Below are 19,883 nucleotides of genomic sequence, written 5' to 3' on the forward strand. Positions count from 1 at the left end.
CATGCGGGCCGCGCGACGCTCTTGGACCTGTCCTGGCGATCACGCAGCCTGTCAGGCTCCTACACTGTCCGAGGGCGAAGCGGGAAAGCGGGCGAAGGGGCTGACAAGGGCGTGCGACAGAACGAGCGGTTGGCGAGCCTGACGTTCGACCAGCAGCGTCAGATCGCTGCAGTAGCCCTGTGGCCGTGGCGTGCGCCCTTGCTGACGTTTGGACTGGACAAAGCGTGGGGTATCGACCCATCCATGCTGGAGTCGCTTTTTCGCTTGATGGCAGAGGCTCCCAGTCCAGAGTCGGATCAGGCGTACCGGCAAGTCGTCGCCGAGCTGTGCACAGCCCAGCTGTTCGCTTCCGAAGTGGACCCGGACACGATTGAGCTGGTCCAGTTGGAGATCATCGACAGCCTGTTGACTTTCGGCGCATTGCTCGACAGCCCCCGCACAGTCGAGGTCGAGCGAGTACTCGAAACCGCGTCCAGCCTGGCGAACTATCTCGACGGTCTCGTCGAGGGCTCGTTCCGCTCGCACCCATGGGAGCAATCCCACCGGCAGTACCTTGTCGACCTGGCGGACCAGGTCAGCGGCCAGGGCTATCTCGCCGCCCGGAGCTCCGTCATCGAGTCAGCCTGTCACAACGCCCTCCTGTCCCTCCCCGATGGACGGCTCCTCGACTCCGCCACCGGACGCGAGTTGCGCGTGCTGTGCGAGGACTTCGGCGAAGAGGTCGTCACTATGCTGCGCTGGCTCCGTACAACCGGTTACTAGCAATCACGACCTGAGCCAGATGACGAGTGTGGCAGCTGTGACAGTGCCGAGGAAGACGTAACTGCGCTTGTCGTACCTGGTTGCCACTGCCCGGGACTGCTTGAGCTTGTTGATCGCGCGTTCCACCGTGTTGCGCTTCTTGTATCGCGCCAGGTGAAAGCCTGGCGATCGGCCGCCGCCTCTACCGCGACGTGAGGGGGCGGCCCGGGAGTCTGACTTCTCCGGGATGGTGTGCGCGATGCCGCGCCTTCGCAGGTAGTCGCGGCAGGGACGGTTGCTGTAGGCCTTGTCCGCCGCGAAGCTGTCCGGCCTTTTTGCGCGGCCGCCCCGGTCCCGGCCGGGGCACCCGGATCTTCTCCAACACCGGAATGAACTGGGTAGTGTCCGCTTGCTGCCCGGCCGTGACTACCAACGACAACGGCCGACAGTGACCGTCCGCGCTCAGGTGGATCTTTGAGGTAAAGCCACCGCGGGAGCGGCCGAGTCCCTCGTCTTCTGCACCACACCTACCAGCAGGCCTCGCCACAGACGTTCGTGCTGGTGTTCTGCACCCGATGCCCCCTTTGGTGGGCCTCCGAGTGCGGGAGGGGGAGCGTGACGGGCACCGGCCGCCGACTGGTGAGCCCGGATTGCCGTCGAGTCCACCGACACCTGCCAGTCGATCTGGCCGGCTGCCGTCTGCACCTGCTGGAGCACCCACTCCCATGTGCCGTCCGCCGACCACAACCGGTGCTGCTCGTACACCGTTTTCCATGGTCCGAACCGCTCCGGCAGATCACGCCACTGCACACCGGTGCGCACCCGGTACAGAATTCCGTTGATGACTTGCCGATGATCTCGCCACCGTCCGCACCTCCCGGTGCTCACCGGCAGCAGTGGCTGCAACCGCTCCCACTGGTTGTCCGTCAGATCTCCCTGCCTCACAAGCGGGACAACGATCCAACAAAGTCACCAGTCACTTGATCGCCAGGACAGTGCCTAATGCCAGGACTCACCGGTTCGCCATCTCACAAGCCGCTCGCGGCACGAGCCCAGCGTGCGGCCCTCGGTCTCGCCCAGAGCTCATGGCTCGCGGAGGCGAAGGGGAGGTCACCGTGCGGCGGGCTCGCGTCACGAGGAACAACGAGTCGCGCGTGCCGATGTTTCGCGGGTTCGTGGTGGCCAGAGAGCGCCAGGCGCTACCAGTCTTTCAATAGGCATCGCCGTGCCGAAGGGGGTTCGGAGTCATCTCGACGCCCACCCACCACCGCAAAGGCCGCTGCGGAATCGGCGCCAATCTTGACTCGGTCCAGGCATGTGCGACTGGTCCGGTTGGGGATCGAAAACCGGTTGCGCCGTGGTGAAAGATGAAGGGCGTGGTCACCAAGGAACGCGCCGTGGAACTGGTCGAGGCCCTGCTTACGAGAGAGCGGCAGGAGTCGCCATGGATGGCACGGCTGCCCGAGCTCGCTGTCCTCGACGTGAAGGAGCACGCGCTCGGGTGGCTGGTCACCTGGCAGTCGGTTGAGTACATCCGCAGCCGCGATAGCGAGAAGATGTTGGTGGGCAGCGGGCCCTATCTGGTGGACCGCCAGGATGGGAGCATCCACCATATTCCTGTCACCACATACGTTGGCGAGGGCTGGGAGGAGCTCTATCTCCAGCAGGTCAGGGGGGTGCGACCGCCCGATCCGCTGATCACGGCTGTCCGGGCACTCGTGCACTCCGACGGGACGATGGCCGCGATACGCCACCTACGGAAGCAGGCCCCCCTGTTGGGACCACAGCAGGCGAAGGCCTATGTGATGGCCGTCTGGGACGGAAACGAACCTCCGGAGGAACTGGTCAGCCTCACTCGGAAGCCGGAGAAGTGTCCTCCATTGCCCATCACGACGCTGGCGGGCCCGGCTTGGTAGCGGTTCGGCAAAGGCGGGGCACCCTTGTCAAGACCACGTGCGGCGGCTGACACCAACAAGCGCGAATAGCAGCGGTCGGCGCCGAACCGCAGTGGACGATCGCCCAAGGCGCAGCGGCCGTTGGTCGATGTCGACGGACCCCCGCGATCGACCTGATGAGGACGAAGCCACCGCTCCAATTCCGTAGTCATCGCGGACGAGGCGAAAGCCAAGCTCAGATGGTGCTCAAGACTTTCCGTTTCGGGTTCCTCGAGCAGGACTGTTCTGCCATGTTCATCTCCACGCGAAACACGATCGTGCATCGCGGGCTACTGCCACAGGCAGCTAAGGAGGCGAAAATGTTTGGAACAATGGGCCCGGGAGCCATGATCCCCGCAGCCGTCACGGTCGTTGCCATCGCAGGTCTCGCCATAGTTGTCGCCAGGTGGGTCAGGGCACGGGGACGGTAGACCCCCGGGCGAGGCAGGCCGCCAACGTCCCCGTGCCACAACCGCGCCAGAACGGGCGGGGACTCACGGGGAGCCGGGGTACGCAGAGGCACTTGCCGTCGACCCCGCTCAAGGCAGGGAGGTCACGCGTGCGATCGCCCCACCTCGCTCCTGAAGCGGTACTCCCGCGTGACGCGAGGCCAGGGCCAGCACGCCCTACCCTCCGATCCCGAACGACCGCCCCCTGTGATCACCGCCGAGTTCCGGCGGCGACGCTCAGGCTCCAGGATGGCGGGGGCGCGGTTCGCGAGTGCCGGCCGATTGGTGGCGTGTGCGGGAGCTCCCATCCCATCTGCCATCGACCCAGGCAGAGCCGAGCCGACGCGGCCCAGGGGGCCGTCTCCGTTTCCGGGAAGGCCCTGCGACCGCTGAACCAATCTGACGCACCGCACTGACAGTAGGTGCCCCTCGGGGTTTCAACTCTCCTAAGGGCGCGGAGGCTTGACGGCAATACCTGTGCCGTGGCCATCAACCCATCCCGTCGCGGCACTAAGGTGCCGCAATGAGGTTACGCGGAGTGTTCATCGCATTTTTCCTGGTCCCGCTGGCGTGGGGGGTGATCACCCTGCTGAGGGCCGGGGCGGCCCACGGTGTCCCGGACTGCCCGGGGCTCCAGCTGGGCGAGGACGGCGAGGACCACCCCGGCCCCATGCGTCAGGGCGACACCTGCGCGCTCGACTACAGCGTCCGCGGCGGCGATTCGACCGGCACGGCCACGTACGACCAGCTCAAGTACGCCCAGGAGGTGAAGCGCGGCGACCTCCTGGGCCAGGGCCTGCTGTACACGCTCTACGGAACGTCGGGCACGGCCGCCACCGTGATCGCCACCCGGAAGCGCGCCGACGGCTAGCGGCGATCACCGCAGAGTGAGGCCTCGCTCCGGAGCGCCATCGAGGCGAGTGGACTAGAGCGTGTCTCTTTGATCGGCCGGTCAGTTGATCGCATGTGTCTCTCCGGCTAGTGATCACTGATGTGATGTGGGACCGGATCGAGCCGCTGATGCCGGCCGATCCGGTCCGCGGGAGGTGATGGGCCGACCATCGCCGCACCCTGGAGGCCATCGCGTGGAAGTACCGCACGTGCTCGCCCTGGCGGGACCTGCCGGACGAGCTCGGCTCGTTCCAGACTGCTCATAAACGGTTGATCAGATGGGCCGTAGACGGAACTTGGGAACGGATCCTCACCGCGATCCTGGCGGCGGCCGATGGCGGTGATGACATTGGCTGGACCGTGTCGGTGGACTCCAGCACGCCGCTGGAGCCAGGAAAAGGGGGTTCCGGGCCGAGCAGAACCCGACGACCACGGGCTCGGACGCTCTCGCGGTGGCCTGAGCACGAAGGTGCACCTTGTCAGCGATAGCCGTGCACGGCCGCTGGCCCTCGTCATCACCCCCGGGCAAGCGGGCGACGCACCGGCCTTCGGGGCCATCATGGCAGGCATCCGTGTCCCGCGAGGCGGGCCGGGAAGGCCACGGACTCGGCCCAATGCTGTCCTGGCTGACCGCGCGTATTCATCCCGCGCGATCCGGAATCATCTCCGCCAGCGTGGGATCCGCGCCGTCATCCCTCAGCCCTCCGACCAGGTTGGCCACCGGCTGCGGCGAGGCCGCGCTGGCGGCCGCCCGCCGGCCTTCAACACCGAGGCGTACAAGCAGCGCAACGCGGTCGAGCGATGCATCAACCGGCTCAAGCAGTGGCGCGGGCTCGCCATGCGTACCGACAAACTCGCCATTGCCTACCAGGCCGCACTCCACCTTGCCTCCATCCTCATCTGGGCACGGTGCTGACAACCGCTGGACCAATTTCTGGTACGCCCGGATATCGTGCACCAGCGCGAGACAGCAGGAGGACAGGTGGCGGGGCGAACCGACGTAGAGGCTTTGCAGCAGATTCTGCCCAGCGATTGGGGTGCGGACGAGCAGGTGGATTGGGCCGCCGCTGAAGCCCACTTGGGCGCTTCGCTTCCCACCGACTATCGCGACTTCATGGCTATCTACGGTGGTGGCTGCATCGACGACCTGATCGTCCTCCCGCCCCTGCCCACCGGGAACGGCTGGGGCGCATCGATCGCCGGTCACGCTGTGGGATTCCGCGAGCTGTGGGCCACGGAGGGCGGGGCACCGGGGGTTGAACTGGGGGCTGACCGCGTCCTGCCCTGGGGCAGTGGATGCAACGCGAACGAACTGGGCTGGCTAATGGCTGGCCCGAACCCGGACCAATGGCCTGTGATCGTCTGGAGGAGGCATGACGATCCTCGCTGGGCGTTGATCGACTGCGGTATGGCCGAGTTCCTCCGGCGACTCATGTCTGCTGAATTCGACGAGTGTCCCCTCAGCGACCTCTCGTTGTGGGGACGAGTGGGCACCTTCGTCCACCACGAGGAGCAGGAACGCCGGTTCCACGCGGGCCTGGATCCGATGACTGGCGAACCAGACCCCTACGCGGACATGTTCGACTGACGGACAGCGACATCTGCACTCAAAGAGACAGGCCCTAGAACAGGTCCATGGCCGGCGCGCTGTTCGTCGTGCGCTCATGGCGGCGGCCTCACCCCAGGTGTCAGGTACGCGCGGAACCGCTCCTGACATCCACAGGTGACATCAACGACAGCGGACAGCAGCATCCCGAGGTGACCGGCGGGGACGTCCAGGCCGCCGAATCGCGCCGTCGACGACCTCACCAGGCAGAACTGACAAGGCAGATGTCGGCGGTCTGAAACCGTCCGCGCCCACCAGGTTCGGGAGGCGGGCGGCACCGGCAGCCCTAGATCGACTGCGAGGCCTGCGAGATGTCTGACGGCGGTCTGCGAACCGGTGGTGCGGTGGAACTTTCTCTACTTCATCAAGCACCCGGCTGCCTTCGCCGGGCGGGCTTCCCGGCTCCGCTGGGGCTGCCGCTCCTGCCTTCGGCCCGCTCCGCCCCGGCTGCGCCGACGCCCGCCCACACATGGATAGGGCCGAGGCCAATCGGCGATCACCCGTCGAACCGGCCTAGGGACAAGACAATGCCTCCGGCGGGGGCGCTCTGACTCTGGGATGGAGGGGGCGCCGTACGCGACTGCGGGTCCATCGTGGCGCGCGTGCGGGGCTCCCATCCCGTCAACCATCGACCCAGGCAATGCCGAGCAGCCGCGGCCCAGGGCGTCAAGGTCGTTCGTACAGTGGCGCGCTCCACCTTGACGCCCTGAACCACGCCCGCTCCAGGGTGTGTGGGTCGACGGCGGACGGGATGGGAGCTGGGGAGAGTGGTGGGTTGAGGAGCGGAGACGGGTGGACGACTACCGGCCTCGCGCTACAGTGCCGGTTCTTGAGGGGGCAGCGATGACTGAGAAACCGGGTGGGCGCAGGCTGTATGGCCTCTGGATCACGATGATGATCTTTATTTCCGGCAGGGTCACTGTGTGGCCGCTTCTCGACGGGCATCGGTTCGCTCAGGAGGTAGCGATCTTTGGGCTCATGGTGCTTGCCTACCTGCTTGGGTTCGCGGGCGGAAACTCACGCGGGAGCGCTTCTCCTGGTCGGGGGAACGTCAAACCGACCACTGATGTCTGACATCACCGGCTGACACCAACAGCCACAAACAGCGGCGGTCAGCGTCGATCCCCGACGACCGACTACCGGGGCCGTACCGGCGGTTGGCGAAGGTGATCAGACACCCATCATCGACCTGTTAAGGATGAGACCGCTGATTCAAATCCCGGGTTGCGGTTGGGGAGGCCGGCGGGATGCTTCAGAGGAGCCGACGAACGGTGAACAGGTCTTCCGGACCTTCGCCTGAAGGCTGGCCTGTGCCGTAGCGATCACGGCCCTCTGCTAGGGAGGATGCCCGCCATGGCCATAGACCAGGATCTTGCTCTTGCACGTTCATCACGCTCGATGCCCTTGGCGTTCGTAGCGGGCGGCGCTGTCGGGATCCTCGGCGGGATGATCGGTTTGGGCGGCGCGGAGTTCCGGCTGCCGCTCCTGATCAGCCTGTTCGGGTGCGCCGCCCTGTCAGCGGTGATCCTGAACAAGGCCATGAGCCTGGTCGTGGTCCTGGCCGCGCTCCCTGCCCGCCTGGCAGCAGTCTCGGCATCCGAGCTGGCCTCGCACTGGACCATCGCCGCCAACCTGCTCGCGGGAAGCCTGCTGGGCGCATGGGCCGGGGCCACGTGGGCAGTCCGGATGCGCAGCTCCACCCTGTACAAGGTGCTGGCCGCATTGATGATGTTCATGGCCGCAGCCTTGATGGTCACCCACACCACGGCCCTGGGAGCCCTCTTGTTGCCGCTGTGGGTCCAGGTGCCCAGCGGGGTCCTGGCAGGCTTCGGCATCGGAGTAGTCGCCGCAATCATGGGCGTGGCCGGGGGCGAGCTGCTGATCCCAACGATCGTGTTGCTGTTCGCGGTCGACATCAAGACGGCCGGGAGCCTGTCCCTGCTCGTGTCGTTGCCGACCATGCTGGTGGCCTTCGCCCGCTACAGCCGCGACGGAAGCTTCGCGGTGCTGCGCGCCAATCTCCCCTTCACCGTGGTCATGGCCGGAGGTTCGATCGCAGGTGCCCTGCTGGGCGGCCTGCTGGTCGGGGTGTTCTCCGAGATGGTTCTCATCCCCGCGCTGACCGGCATCCTGCTGATCTCCGCGATCAAGCTCGCCCGCCACGACTAGAGCCTGTCTCCTTGATGAAGAAGCCGCCCAGCTGAAACGGAAAGTATGGAGAAACGAAGGGAGCGCTCGCCTACTGTCGCCGTGGAGGTAACGGTGTCCTGGCCATCAGTGATCATCCTTGTCCCCGCGGAGCAACGCCCGTCGCTTGAAGAGCGAATCCGTGCCTTTGGGCTCGTGTCAGATCCTGTGACCGGTGACGAAAGGCTGCACTGGCACGGGTACTCGTACTGCCTCGACCTCTCGGGCGGCATTCTGACGGACTACGAGCTAGACGAGCTTGAGCAAGTGACGACCTCGATCGGCGAACCGTACGCGGTCTACGTGTCGTGCCAGTCCATGGACGCGGCACGAACCTTCCTCCACGACGTCCTCCGTGGTGTCGACGGTCTCGTCGACACCAACCATTTCGAGATCTTGCCGACGAGTGAGTTCCTCACACTGGTGGACCGTCATCCCCGCTGGGACTGGCGTCGCCAACCGAGTACGGACCTCCAGTAGGTCGGCTCACGGCGCCTTCCTGTCACCTGCGCTACCAGATCAGGATGGCAGCGAGGTGCAACGCGGCCTTATACGCGATGGCGAGCTTGTCTGTCCGCATTACGAGGCCGCGCCACTGCTTGAGTCGGTTGATGCACCGCTCGACAGTATTTCGCTCCTTGCATGTCTCAGCGTCGAAGCCCGGCGGGCGGCCTCCGGCGCGGCCTCGCCGCAGGCGGTGGCCGATCTGGTCGGCGGGCTGCGGGATGACGGCTCGAAAGCCGCGACGACGGAGGTGCCCGCGGATCGCGCGCGAGGAGTAGGCCCGATCTGCAAGGACGATCGCAGCGCGGGTTCTTGGCCTGCCGAGTCCGCATCGCGGGATCCGGATTCTGGCCATGACCGCCTCGAAGGCTGGCGCGTCACCGGCCTGGCCTGCAGTGATGTGGATAGCCAGAGGTCGTGCCCGGCTGTCGCTGGCCAGGTGGACCTTCGTGCTCAAGCCGCCGCGGGAGCGCCCCAGCGCGTGGTCCTCGGGCTCGGCCCGGCCCGGCGCCCCCTTTTCCTGGCTCCGGCCGAATGCTGGTGAGCCCGGCAGACGGAGGAGTCTACCGAGACGGTCCAGCCGACCTCGTCTTCGGTATCCGCTCCGAGGCCGGCTGCCACCATGCCTGACGGGCAGACATCTGGGCCACCGACCATTCCCGATCGTCCAGTTCCCTTCCGGCGGGGGAGTGCAGGAAGAGCATCTGCTGCCCCACGACGGTCCACTCCATGAGCGCCGATTCACCACACTCACAAGGTCGCCCTCACGCCATTCGACCTGGGGCGACGGGCGCATTGACCTCACGTACATGAGTTGCGGTGTGCAGATCCTCCGCAAATCCGCCACTGCAATTCCCACATGCTCATCGCCCTCGACGTCGAACGCACAAAGAAGGCACCCCGGCGGCTGGCCCGGCCCGGGCTCCGCCCACCCCAATCCGGGGGAACTGCCAGACAGATGCGCGAGCGCCGCTCTGAGGAGGTGACAGGCGCAGCGGTGGGCGTGTCACCCCAGGAAGTCCAGGAGTTGGTCGTTCAGCTGTTTCGGCGCGGTGAGTGGCAGGGAGTGGTGTGTGGTGGTGGGGAGCAGCGCGACCTTGCCCAGCTTGAGCGTTCGGCGGGCTCGGTCGGCGACGGTGGCGGCGTGGTGGGCGCGGCTGCGCTCTGCCAAAAGGACTAGGACCGGCATGTTGAGGTCGGCGGTCCGGGGACGGCCGCCACCGACGAACTTGCGGCCGGGAACGGTCGTGGCCAGCGCATAGAGGCGCTGCCAGGTCTCGTCCGGGTGGCTGCCTGCCGTCTCCCAGGCCAAGAACGTGTGGGCGCGGGCCTGGCTCGGGCGGATCAGGGTGGGTAGGGCGCGCAGCAGGTAGCCGAGGCGGAACCCGGCGAAGACCTGGGTCGGGTCGATGAGGGCGAGGCGGTCGACCCGTTGCGGTGCGTGCAGGGCGTACCTGGCGGCGAGCCAGGCGCCGTACGAATGGCCGCACAGGTACGTGTGGGCGAGTTCGAGCCCGCCCAGCAGCGCGTCCAGCCAGGCCATCAGATCGTCGGCACTCTTCAACGGTGTGCCGCTGCGCTCAGTTCGGCCGGCATCGCCCAACAGGTCTACCGCATGGACCCGGTATCGCTCACCGAGAGCCGGTGCGTTGGCGAACCAGACCAGGCCGGTGGCGGAGCCGCCGGGCAGCAGGACCAGTGGCATGCCGTCTGCCGGTCCGTACACGTGGACCCGGGTGCGGCCGTAGGGGGTGGCGACGTCTCGCTCCTCGGTGGACTGGGGCCAGCGGGCGAGAAGGTTGTCGTAGGCGAGGTCGAAAGCGGGACGGGACACCGGCATTCCTCTCGTTGAGCGATAATCTCGTTCAGCGAGATATTACTCAGGACCCGAGGGAGTGTGCATGGACGATCAGAATCCAGTGATGCGGTTGGTTCACCTGCTGCGTGCGGTCACCGTGGAGTTCGACCTGCTCGGCGCGGAGTTCGCCTCCCGCCATGGGTTGCATCCCACCGATGTGCGAGCGCTGATTCACCTGCTGGACGCGACACGGGACGGGATCCGCGCCACGCCCGGGTGGCTTGGCGAGCAGCTGCGCTTGAACTCCGCCGGGACCACCGCCCTGGTGGATAGGCTGGAGCGGCTCGGACTGGTCCGGCGCAGCAGGGACACGGCTGACCGGCGACGCGTGCTGCTGAAGGTGGAGGATAAGGCCACGGAACTCGGGTGGACCTTCTTCGGGCCCATGATCCGCGAGTTGGTAGTGGCCGCCGAAGGCTTCGAGGCCGACGAGTTGGAGACGGTACGTCGCTTTCTGACCGCGGCACTCGAGTCCGCCGGACGGTCGCGTTCTGCCTGACACGGCCTCGGCGCGGAAGCCCGACGAGCCATCCCCGCCGTGGCGCTTGTCGATGTCGCGGCCGTCGCCGACCGCGACGAGGAAGGCGCCGCGCTGCCCGCAGTCCGGTCCGAGCACCAATGTTCCGATGTTCCGTGGTGCTGCCGAGGCCTCGATCGCGACACGGCGATCGGGCTCCTCGCCACGATCCGCGAGCGCCAAGGCCGAATTGCCGAGGCGATTGCCCTGCTGCGCGCCGGCGCACCACGCTGCTCAACAGCCATGAACAACTGGCCGCGCTACTGGCCCGGCACGGCCGGCTCGCCGAACGTCGGGCAGCCGCGGCGACTGACGAATCATGGGACGCCGTACAACGGCTCGCGAGGTTGCTGGAGAACCGTGGCGACGTGGAGGGGGGCCATCGCGGCATACCGGCTGCCCGACGGACTCGTGGCCCACGACCCCAACTTGGCCTTCGACCTCGCGCAGCTCCTGACCCGGCACGGCCGGGAGAACGAAGCGATCGATGTGATGCGTGTCCAGGCCGCCGCCCGCAACAGCGCCTAGGTGTCCACGCTGATCACCGGCTGGCCGGCGTCCCGGTGATCGGGGGCCTGCTCGCTGAGATAGCGGAACTGGGCATCCCTGTACGGATGTTGGCTTCCCTCGATGGTGTTGGCGTTGGCCTGCAGACTGAAGCCTTCCTCCCGCAGCGGGTCGGCGACGGTGTCCGCACTGACTTTGTGCCCGGTCCGGGCCAGCTCCCGCGCCGGCGTGCGGGTCGACTTCACCGTCCACCGCAGCGGCGACATCGGATCACCGCGCTCGTCCGGCTCGACCAGCGGCAGCAGTGCCGGCCGCAGCCCCGGATCGAGATCTGCGGCCCTCTTGCGGCCTCCGCCTGGACGCCGCACTCGCCCCAGAGGCTCCTCGCCGGCCTCCAACTCGAACACGCCCTTGGGGATCGTGGTCTCACTCACCGAGGCCGCCCGCGCGACGGCCCGAACCCCACCGTGCCCCAGGACACGAGCCGCTGCGGCCATCAGCAGCCGTCGCTACCGCTCGTCCAGATGTGGGAACAACACCGCGAACTTCACCGCAAGTTGGGTGCAGGTCTCGTCCGGGATACGCATACCACACCAACGAGTCATGAGACGGGAAGCAACACTTTGATGATCTGCAAGCCCTTAGCCTGTGCGGCCGTATCTCCGTCATCTGTTGCAGATTTGACTGAATCGGGTACCTGTTGCCGCTGCCTGTGCACAGTCGTACGTTCGAAGTGTGGGGCGCGTCTGCCCCGGAAGAGCTAGGCAGGCAGTTCCCCATGGCGCAGTCATCGTCAAGTCTCGCCGTGGAGGCCAAAGTGAATGACTTCAACGAGCCTGTAACGATAAACGTCGCGGACGGCGAAGTTGCTCTAGTGGCAAAGGCCAACGGCACGGTAGTTTCCGCTTTCAGCAAAGATGGCTTCGCGGTCTACGGGGAAGCAGAAGGGACTGGCGTAGTCGGAAAGAGCAGCTCCTGGCTTGGAGTCTACGGGGAGTCCGCAGGAGGCATCGGCGTAGACGCCGTGCGTGGGCAAGGCAAGGGTGGCACCTGCGGAGTCGCAGGGCATAGTGAAAACGGCATCGGCGTCTACGGTAAAGGACCGACACTGGCTGGCAAGTTCGAAGGCAAAGTGAAAATCACAGGTCCACTGGAGGGCAATCAAATCGAAGGGCAAAGTGGGAATTTCTTCGGAGAAGTGAGAGCCGTGAGGTTCACTCCCTCAGGAGGGGACTACGCCGAGACGTTTGCGGCAGGAGGCGAATTCGAGCCAGGAACCGTTCTCGTCATCGGAGACGACGGCCTGATGGCCCCGTGCGACGCACAGTACGACTCGCGCGCAACGGGAGTTGTGTCGGGTGCCGGTGGCCTCACCCCGGGAACCGTCATGGAGAGCAACCCCGATTCCGCGCATCACGTGACGCTGGCACTCGCGGGGCAGGTCTACGTCAAGGCAGACCCTCAGTACGGGCCAATCGCTGCTGGCGACCTCCTCACGACCTCACCCAGCGAAGGGTGCGCAATGCGAGTGTCCGACCGCGGCCGTGCGGTCGGCGCAATCCTCGGAAAGGCCCTGGCAACACTCGATGGGGAGCCGGGACTCGTTCGTATGCTCGTGACGCCATCTTGAGCCGATGCAGGCATGGTGGCGGCGGAGTTGCGGCTCACGGTGATGTGGGCGCGGCTGCGGGCGTCGGAGGGCGGGAGGGAGTTACTCCTTGCCTACCGGTTCCTTCGCCGGGCCCTGTGTCGGCGCCCGATGCGAACACGACCCAGAACTACGGGCCCGCCGCTTACGGCCGGCCCGTCAGCCCCCTGTGCAACGTCTGCTACGCCAAGGCCCGCCGACTGCACTCGCTGGTCCATCCGTAAACTCGCCGCCTATCTGCGGAAGTCCACGGCCGCGTGGTCCGGATCGGTCGCGAGGCGTTACGGAGCCTGCTCGCCTGCCGCGGTATTACCTTCCAGCGAACCAAGACCTGGAAGGAGTCCCCCGACCCCGAACGCGACGCCAAGCTCGACCGCATTGAGCACGTCGTGGAGCGGTTCCCGGACCGAGTTTTCGCGCTCGACGAGTTCGGTCCGCTCGGCATCTGGCCCACCAGCGGCACGAGTTGGAGCCTGGCCGGGGGTACCCCGATGGGCCAACCCCGATCGAGGCCCACTTCGGGCCATTGCGGCAGTTCGCGATCTCCAACTCCCATTATCGCAACCACACCGCACAGCCCCGGGCCCTGCACGCCTATCTGCGCTGGCGCAACCACCACGCCCGCGACCCCGACGTCCTTGCCGCCCAACGGCGTGAGCGCGCCCGAATCCGCGGCGAGAGGGGCGTCCGCCGGGGCGGAAGACCCGCGCTCGCGGCATGAGGACATCTGGTCAGGGCACTTCCGCGACGTCTTCGGACGCCCAGGTCCGGAAGGTCGCAAGTGCCTCGGCCAGATTGCCTGGCCCACAAGCGACATGAAACTTGTGCTCGGAAGTCCAAGCCATCACCCAGTCGTGCTCACCCCGAGTGATCCGCTGGTGGGGGTACTCCCGGTCCGCCAGCTGTGTCTCCTCAAGATCGATCTTTACGAGCCAACCCGGGTTGTCGATCGTCTCGATCGCCACACCCCATTCGTGTTCCCAGTCGCCGTCGCATTGCGAGGAATACCAGTTCTGCAACCACTCAAGTGCGTGCTCAGGTACGGACATGGGCGTGATGCTAGGCGAACCACACGTGGACAGACGGACCGGTGAACTTTCCCGGTCGGAGCACTAGACGCCATGAATCACGCCCGCTCCCCGGTGTGTGAGGCGACGGCGGACGGGATGGGAGCTGGGGTGAGTGGTGGGTCAGGGTCGGACGTGATCGCTACCACTCACCCAAGTTGCCGAGGCCACCTCATAGGATCATGGTCATGACGAGCCCTCTGACGCCCGACGATCTGATTGGCGATCGTGAGGCCTTCAGCGCCTTCCTGGCGTGTCTTCGCGCAGACCATGCAGCCAACGGCCGGCAGTGGGAGAACGCAACGCTGGAAAGGTTCTTGGAAGCCCTGGAAGCCTGGGTTGCGGCGTCTCCGGGGTGGTACCGAAACTTCGGGCGTGACCTGCCGCCCGATGGCGATTGGACGTTCTTCGCCCGTGCCCTGACCGCCGCTCGGATCTACGAATAGCCCTGATGGGCGCCGTACCCCTTCCGTGCCCGATCGAGCAGGGAACCGTGGGGGACAACGGTCGCTGACGGCGAGGAGGAACGAGGAGAGCCCCCGACCGATCTTGCTGGTCAGGGGCGGTCAACGTGCGTGGTGGGTGTGGGATTTGAACCCACGGTGACTCGCGCCTCGACGGTTTTCAAGATCGTCCCAGGTTCGACTCCGTCACGAGGGGTCTGCGCCGAGTGGAGCTCTGCCGTGGGTTCACCGTATGTCAGATCTCGTTGGCGAGGCGCACGTAGTCGTAGTAGAGAGGGTCCCCGTCCTCGTCCACCGGGTACTCGTAGCTGCTCTGGTTGGCGAGGACGACCCGCAGCTCCGGCAACTCGTCGAAACCGAGGTCGTTCTCGGTGATCTCGTGGCCCCGCTCCGCGAACAGCTCGAAGAGGTCCACACTCGGGGTGCGGAAGACGTCGAGACCCTCGAGGAGCACTCGCACGTCGGCGTCCTCGTCGAGGAACCGGAACAGCTCCACGCCGCTCAGCGCGCCCTTGGTGAAGCCGAGCATCACGTTCAGGCCGGACGCGTCGTGCTTGAGCAGGATCTGCCCCGGCTCCGGATCACTGGAGGCGACCCGCAGCAGCCCCCACGCCTGGACCGCGTCGCGCGCCTCCTGCGCCGACATGCCCAGCCGCAGCGGCCCGACACCGACCAGTGGCAGCAGTTCCAGTTCCATGTTCCGTCCTTCGCCTTTCTCGATGCGCTAGTGACGTGCCGCGGACCTCATGCGAGAAGGGCGGCCTTGTCGATTTTCCATCCTCGCGTCTTGAGCATGTCCTGGAGGGGCTTGTTGTCATCCAGGCTGGCGACCATGTCCTTGATGTGCTGATCGTAGGTGCCGGGGAAGCGCCGCTTGATGTCGTCGATGTCCATGCGCATGGCCTCGGTGATCCGCCCCGAGTTGATCAGCTCACGCTGGTACTGCTGCCATGCCTGCGACTGCAGTGAGTACCCGGTGCTGTACAGCTGCTCGTGGTGGTCGCGCTGCATGCGGATGGCCGGGCCGTTGTTGACCTTCTGCTTCTTGTGCGGCTTGTTCGCTATGTAGAAACCGGGCTCGATGACGTCCTTGTACGCCGACTTGGCCGGGATGTGGTTGACCTCCATCGGCTGCGGGTACTTCGACCCGTCATTCTTCGTGTTGGCCGGCAGCAGGCCGCCGTACCAGCCGCTCTCCTGCGTGCAGCCCTTCGCGACCAGGCCCTCGGGGTCCATGAACGTAAAGGGATTGACGACGTACGCGGCCGGGTTGGGCGCGGGCACCAGGCCGAGCGGGTCGGCCGACACGTAGCGGGCCGTCTCGGGGTCGTAGTGCCGGTTCAGGTTGTAGTGCAGGCCCGTCTCCGGGTCCGCGTACTGGCCGGGGAAGCGCAACGGTGTGTGTGCCTGGGCGTCGCGGTTGCGCGTGGTGATGCCCCAGACCGTGGACCGCTTGTACCAGGCGATGTCGCCCTGCTCGCCGACGAGTTCCGTCGGGGTGCCGATGACATCGGTGACGATGGCGAAGAACCGGCTGTCCACCTCGTGCTGTGCGGCGTCGGCGGGAATCCGCCGCTCCAGCTGCGACATCGGCTGCAGGCCCTCGTACTCCCAGGTCAGGGTCACTCCGGTGGTCGAGTCGGTCTCCTCGGCCAGCTGGGTGCCCTCCCAGGCGAAGCGGACCGTGGCCACCGCGCCGCTTCCGTCCGCCGCCATGCGGTGCTTGGCCGTGCGGCGGCCCACGGCGTCGTAGGTGTAGCGCCACTCGGTGCCGTCGGGCGTCGTGCACGAGACGAGACGGTCCTCCGCATCCCAGGCGTAACGCCAGGTGTCGGGCTTGCGCGACAGCCGTCGCTTCTGGCGCAGGACGACGCGTCCGGCGCCGTCGTACTCGTAGCGCAGCCCGTCCGCAGCCAGCAGCCGGGTGCCCTCGTAGGCGCGCTCACCGCGGCTCCCGGTGGACCGGGCGGCGTCGGGCCAGTGGGCGGCGGTCTGGTTTCCGGCGTCGTCGTAGGCGTAGCGCTCCGCCCAGTCGCCCGCGGTGACGCCGACCGGACGCCCCGCCAGGTCGAGCTCGAACAGCTGATCCGTGCCATCGTGCCGCTCCGCGACCCGCGTCAGGAATCCGTCGGCCCGGTAGCTGTAGGAGCGGTCGCGCAGGGGGCCGCGGGCCGTGGTCAGCGACCGGGCCGCCAGCCGGCCGAGCGCGTCCCACCGGGAGGCGAGCGTGACCGGCGCGTGGGCGGGGCCCAGCGTGCGGGCGGTCTCGCGGCCCAAGACGTCGTGGGTGAAGTCCAGCGGGTGACCGGCGAGATCCACCCGGGTCCGGTTGCCCGCGGTGTCGTAGCGGTACGACGTGACGGCACCGGTGGGGGTGGTGCGCGAGACCAGTTCGCCGTGCGCGTCGTAGCCGAAGCGCATGCTGTGCCCGTCGACCGTCTCGGTGAACAGCCGGCCCATGACGTCGCGCTCCAGGGACAGCGACGAGGTCGGCGACACGGCGCCGATCAGCTGGTCGGCAGCGTCGTAGGTGTAGCGGGTGAGCACACCGGCGGCGTCCTTCTCCAGCACGTTGCCCACCGCGTCGAACGTGAAGGCGACGCGCTGCCCGAGCGGGGTCGTCCGGGCGACGAGGCGGCGCGCCGCGTCGTACTCGTACGTCGTCGTGCGGCCGTCGAAGTCGGTCTGGGACTCGGTCAGACCCGAGGGCCCGTACCGGTAACTCCACGTCCTGCCCTGCGGGTCGGTCACCCCGGTGAGCCGGAGCTCGGTGTCGTAGGCGAACTTGTACCGCGCCCCGTCCCGGCCTGTGCGGGCGGCCAGGAGGTCGAACCACGTGTACTCGAAGCGGGTCACGCCACCGGTGGGACCGGTGTGGGTGAGGCAGTTGCCCTCCTCGTCGTACGTCCACCGCTCGCTCGTCCCGTCGGCCGCGGTGCGCCGGGTGAGCCAGCCGTCGGCGGTCCACTCCATGCGGGTGACGGAGCCTGCCGGGTCGATGCTCTCCAGCGGTCGTCCGAAGGGGTCGCGCCGCACGGCGTAGGTAGCGCCGTGCCCGTCGGAGACCGAGAGGACCAGGCCCGTCTGGTCGTTGGTGCGGGTCTCCGTCGCGCCGTTCGGGAACCTCGCGGTGGCGAGCGCGCCCGACGCGTCGTACGTGAACGTCGTCGAGGTGCCGTCGGGCGCGATCATCGCGGTGCGGTTCCCGCGATCGTCGAAGCGCTGCCGCCACACCGAGCCGTCCGGCCCGGTGATCGTCTCCGGCAGGTGCAGGGTGTTGTACGTGGTCGAAGCGTGGCGTCCGTCCGGGTACGCGATCGTGCGCAGGTTGCCGGACTCGTCGTACGTGAAGCGGGACGTGTGCCCCAGCTCGTCCGTGCGGGCCAGCAGGTTGTCGTACCGGTCCCACTCGAAGTGCACCGTGCTGCCGAGCGGGTCGGTCTCGCTGACCGTCTGGCCGAGGGCGTTGAGGCGGGTGACGGTCACCGCGCCGGCCGAGTCCGTGAAACGGGTCTCGCGGGCCGCGGTGTCGTACTCGAAGTGCGAGGACAGCGCGCCGTCGGGACCTACCGTCTCCACGACGCGGCCCGCGGCGTCGTACACATAGCCGTAGGTGTGGCCGTTCCGGTCGGTCCAGGACGTCACACGGTTCTCGTCGTCGTACGTGAACCGCAGGGGCACGTCGCGCGCGCCCGACACCCCGGCCAGCCGGTGGTGCTCGTCGTAGCCGAACGAGGTGACGCGGACCTGGCCCTCGGGCGTCTCGACGTCGAGGGCTGTGACCCGGCCGAGCTCCGGGTCACGGGTGACACGTACCCGGTAGCCGCCCTCGTGCAGCACCGTCGAGGGCAGGCCCTGCGCGTCGCGCAGGAACTGGACGCCGTTGCCGTTGCGGTCCTCGACGTCGCTCAGCCAGTACAGGCTGCCCGAGGAGTACGGGTTGCCGACGAAGCGCCTGGTGAGGCCCGAGCGGACGTCGGCCGTGACGTAGGTGATGTCGCCGAGGGCCGACTGTCCGGCGTACGTGAGGGGGATCCGCTCGCCCTCCAGCGGCAGCACCTCCTCGCCGTCCTCGCGCGGCAGCCGGGGGTACGCGAGGAGCGAGCCGTCGGGCCGGGCCCAGACCGCGCCGCTGCCGGACAGTTCAAGCCGCTCGTCCAGCATCGAGGCCCAGCTCGGTCCGAAGGCGTGGCCGTAGTGGTAGCCGGATATGTGGGTGCGCTCCAGCACCAGGGGCAGGACGCCCGGCAGCGTCAGGTCCGTCTGGTTCAGCACCATCTCACCGCTGGCGACGTCCACCGGGTCGGTTTTGCAGCGGCGCTGCCCGAGGGCGATGGCCTTGTCGCGGGCCCTGTCCCAGGCGTCCTTCGTGGAGTCGGGCAGGCGCTTGACGGAGTCGTTGATCCGGGTGCGTACACCGCCCTTGCCGTCGCCGTCCTTCTTGCCTCCTGTGATGGCATTGACCTTGTCGCGGACGTCGTGGTCCTTGCCCTTGTGGGTCCGGGACGCGCCCTTGACTCGCTCCGGAACGGTCTCGGTGATGTGTGTGCTGATCTTCTTCAGGGCCTTCTCGGAGCCCTTGATCGCGCCGTGCAGCACGCTGTCGAAGGCCTTCGTGAAGGGGTCGCGGCCCTTGCTGCGGCCGAACGCGCCCTTGACCCGGCCCAGTGGGTCGGAGGCAGCCGTGTGCATGTCGCTGCCGTGCCGGGACACCTTGCCCGCGCCGTCCTCGAACTCGACGTGATTGATACGGGTGACCTTGTCCGGGCCAGTGCCGGCATCGCCGGCCGAGTCAAGATGCATTCCGCCCTTGCCGCCGTGCCCGCCACCGGCGCCACCGTTGGCCGGGGGCATGTGGAACGCGCCGTCCGCCAGGTCCAGGACCATGTCCTCGACCATCGCCTCCAGCTTCGCATTGACCGGCTCGGTGAGCTTCGAGATCACCTCGTCGACGATCCGGTCGACCGCTTCGTCGACGATCCGCTTGACCACCTGACGCATCGCCTGGATCTCGGCCGCACCGAGAATCGCCGACAGACCGCCCGTCACCCAGGCGAGCCCGATGGACAGGCCCACCGAGCCTGCCATGATGGCGAGTTCGGCCTCGGCCTTGTGCTTCATCCACTCGATGATCTCGGCGAGGACGTCACAGGCGTCCGCGAACAGCCGGGCCAGCTCAGGGAGCTTCTCCAGGTGACTGGCCTTGATCTGGTTCCAGTGCTTCTCCATGGAGTCGACGGCCCAGCCCTCGGAGGAGGACAGGATCCGGGAGAACGCCTTGTGCGCGTCGCCGCCGTGTCCCTCGAACTTCTCCGCGAACTCCCGCATGGCGTCTGCCATTTCGCGGTAGTCGTCCTCGTCGACGTTCGGGAAATTGATCCCGATGAAGTCCAGGATCTCGTCCAGCCAGCCCGGAATCGTGTAACCCATCCCCGTACCTCTCCCCGTGCCCCACGCCCTTGATCGCAGGCGCACAGTTGCTGCGCATGCGATCAAGAACCCTAGTGGAC

General features: G+C 67.1%; 14 protein-coding genes and 5 pseudogenes. 12 read left to right on the top strand and 7 right to left on the bottom strand.

Annotated features, from left to right (window positions below):
* Window positions 1-111: 111 nt before the first annotated feature.
* A complete protein-coding gene (locus LGI35_RS44085) occupies window positions 112-762 on the top strand; it encodes a hypothetical protein (protein ID WP_227300032.1) in 651 nt (216 codons plus the stop codon).
* 3 nt (window positions 763-765) lie between these two features.
* On the opposite strand, the pseudogene LGI35_RS44090 reads toward LGI35_RS44085, so the two are convergent.
* Window positions 766-1,686, bottom strand: a pseudogene (locus LGI35_RS44090) (IS5 family transposase).
* A gap of 431 nt (window positions 1,687-2,117) precedes the next feature.
* On the opposite strand from LGI35_RS44090, the gene LGI35_RS44095 reads away from it, so the two are divergent.
* The 6 genes and pseudogenes from LGI35_RS44095 to LGI35_RS44120 all read left to right on the top strand — a co-directional run bounded on the left by LGI35_RS44095 (window position 2,118) and on the right by LGI35_RS44120 (window position 8,288).
* Window positions 2,118-2,657, top strand: coding sequence for a YrhB domain-containing protein (locus LGI35_RS44095; RefSeq protein ID WP_227300033.1), 540 nt, complete (start codon window positions 2,118-2,120; stop codon window positions 2,655-2,657).
* A gap of 1,005 nt (window positions 2,658-3,662) precedes the next feature.
* A complete protein-coding gene (locus LGI35_RS44100; protein WP_227300034.1) occupies window positions 3,663-3,995 on the top strand; it encodes a hypothetical protein in 333 nt (110 codons plus the stop codon).
* A gap of 95 nt (window positions 3,996-4,090) precedes the next feature.
* A pseudogene (locus LGI35_RS44105) lies at window positions 4,091-4,931 on the top strand (IS5 family transposase).
* Between the two features lie 135 nt (window positions 4,932-5,066).
* Window positions 5,067-5,603, top strand: a complete 537-nt coding sequence (locus LGI35_RS44110; RefSeq protein WP_341483512.1) for an SMI1/KNR4 family protein — start codon at window positions 5,067-5,069, stop codon at window positions 5,601-5,603.
* 1,371 nt (window positions 5,604-6,974) lie between these two features.
* Window positions 6,975-7,790, top strand: a complete 816-nt coding sequence (locus LGI35_RS44115) for a sulfite exporter TauE/SafE family protein (RefSeq protein WP_227300035.1) — start codon at window positions 6,975-6,977, stop codon at window positions 7,788-7,790.
* 174 nt (window positions 7,791-7,964) lie between these two features.
* Entirely contained in the window at window positions 7,965-8,288 is a 324-nt protein-coding gene (locus LGI35_RS44120) for a hypothetical protein (protein WP_227300036.1), read from the top strand.
* Window positions 8,289-8,319: 31 nt separating this feature from the next.
* On the opposite strand, the pseudogene LGI35_RS44125 reads toward LGI35_RS44120, so the two are convergent.
* Window positions 8,320-8,912 (bottom strand): annotated as a pseudogene (locus tag LGI35_RS44125) (IS5 family transposase); the annotation flags it as partial.
* Window positions 8,913-9,318: 406 nt separating this feature from the next.
* Window positions 9,319-10,152, bottom strand: coding sequence for an alpha/beta fold hydrolase (locus LGI35_RS44130; RefSeq protein ID WP_227300037.1), 834 nt, complete (start codon window positions 10,150-10,152; stop codon window positions 9,319-9,321).
* 61 nt (window positions 10,153-10,213) lie between these two features.
* Between LGI35_RS44130 and LGI35_RS44135 the strand changes: the two genes are divergently transcribed.
* Entirely contained in the window at window positions 10,214-10,669 is a 456-nt protein-coding gene (locus tag LGI35_RS44135; RefSeq protein ID WP_227300038.1) for a MarR family winged helix-turn-helix transcriptional regulator, read from the top strand.
* 39 nt (window positions 10,670-10,708) lie between these two features.
* Window positions 10,709-11,215 (top strand): hypothetical protein, encoded by a 507-nt coding sequence (locus LGI35_RS44140; RefSeq protein WP_227300039.1) that lies wholly within the window; start codon window positions 10,709-10,711, stop codon window positions 11,213-11,215.
* On the opposite strand, the pseudogene LGI35_RS44145 reads toward LGI35_RS44140, so the two are convergent.
* Window positions 11,215-11,691, bottom strand: a pseudogene (locus LGI35_RS44145) (ISAzo13-like element transposase-related protein); the annotation flags it as partial. The gene LGI35_RS44140 and the pseudogene LGI35_RS44145 overlap by 1 nt on opposite strands.
* A gap of 281 nt (window positions 11,692-11,972) precedes the next feature.
* Between LGI35_RS44145 and LGI35_RS44150 the strand changes: the two are divergent.
* Window positions 11,973-12,824, top strand: a complete 852-nt coding sequence (locus LGI35_RS44150) for a hypothetical protein (protein WP_227300040.1) — start codon at window positions 11,973-11,975, stop codon at window positions 12,822-12,824.
* Window positions 12,825-13,019: 195 nt separating this feature from the next.
* Window positions 13,020-13,563: pseudogene (locus LGI35_RS44155) on the top strand (COG3415 family protein); the annotation flags it as partial.
* Between the two features lie 10 nt (window positions 13,564-13,573).
* Here LGI35_RS44155 and LGI35_RS44160 read toward each other — a convergent pair.
* Window positions 13,574-13,891: an immunity 53 family protein gene (locus tag LGI35_RS44160; RefSeq protein WP_227300041.1), complete on the bottom strand. Its 318-nt coding sequence runs from the start codon at window positions 13,889-13,891 to the stop codon at window positions 13,574-13,576.
* A gap of 206 nt (window positions 13,892-14,097) precedes the next feature.
* Here LGI35_RS44160 and LGI35_RS44165 point away from each other — a divergent pair, with 206 nt between their 5' ends.
* Window positions 14,098-14,355, top strand: coding sequence for a DUF7660 family protein (locus tag LGI35_RS44165; protein ID WP_227300042.1), 258 nt, complete (start codon window positions 14,098-14,100; stop codon window positions 14,353-14,355).
* 253 nt (window positions 14,356-14,608) lie between these two features.
* Here LGI35_RS44165 and LGI35_RS44170 read toward each other — a convergent pair whose 3' ends face one another.
* Together LGI35_RS44170 and LGI35_RS44175 are read right to left on the bottom strand one after the other, a co-directional pair.
* On the bottom strand, window positions 14,609-15,070 hold the full coding sequence (locus LGI35_RS44170) for a hypothetical protein (RefSeq protein ID WP_227300043.1): 462 nt from the start codon (window positions 15,068-15,070) through the stop codon (window positions 14,609-14,611).
* A 47-nt stretch (window positions 15,071-15,117) separates the two neighbouring features.
* Complete coding sequence (locus tag LGI35_RS44175) at window positions 15,118-19,803, bottom strand: RHS repeat-associated core domain-containing protein (protein WP_227300044.1); 4,686 nt, start codon at window positions 19,801-19,803, stop codon at window positions 15,118-15,120.
* Between the last annotated feature and the right edge of the window lie 80 nt (window positions 19,804-19,883).

The sequence above is a fragment of the Streptomyces longhuiensis genome (assembly GCF_020616555.1).
Taxonomy (GTDB): domain Bacteria; phylum Actinomycetota; class Actinomycetes; order Streptomycetales; family Streptomycetaceae; genus Streptomyces; species Streptomyces longhuiensis.

Coding starts and splice junctions, on each gene's coding strand:
- LGI35_RS44115 (WP_227300035.1), top strand. CDS start 6,975: ATGGCCATAGACCAGGATCTTGCTCTTGCACGTTCATCACGCTCGATG.
- LGI35_RS44130 (WP_227300037.1), bottom strand. CDS start 10,152: ATGCCGGTGTCCCGTCCCGCTTTCGACCTCGCCTACGACAACCTTCTC.
- LGI35_RS44165 (WP_227300042.1), top strand. CDS start 14,098: ATGACGAGCCCTCTGACGCCCGACGATCTGATTGGCGATCGTGAGGCC.
- LGI35_RS44160 (WP_227300041.1), bottom strand. CDS start 13,891: ATGTCCGTACCTGAGCACGCACTTGAGTGGTTGCAGAACTGGTATTCC.
- LGI35_RS44150 (WP_227300040.1), top strand. CDS start 11,973: ATGGCGCAGTCATCGTCAAGTCTCGCCGTGGAGGCCAAAGTGAATGAC.
- LGI35_RS44170 (WP_227300043.1), bottom strand. CDS start 15,070: ATGGAACTGGAACTGCTGCCACTGGTCGGTGTCGGGCCGCTGCGGCTG.
- LGI35_RS44175 (WP_227300044.1), bottom strand. CDS start 19,803: ATGGGTTACACGATTCCGGGCTGGCTGGACGAGATCCTGGACTTCATC.
- LGI35_RS44135 (WP_227300038.1), top strand. CDS start 10,214: ATGGACGATCAGAATCCAGTGATGCGGTTGGTTCACCTGCTGCGTGCG.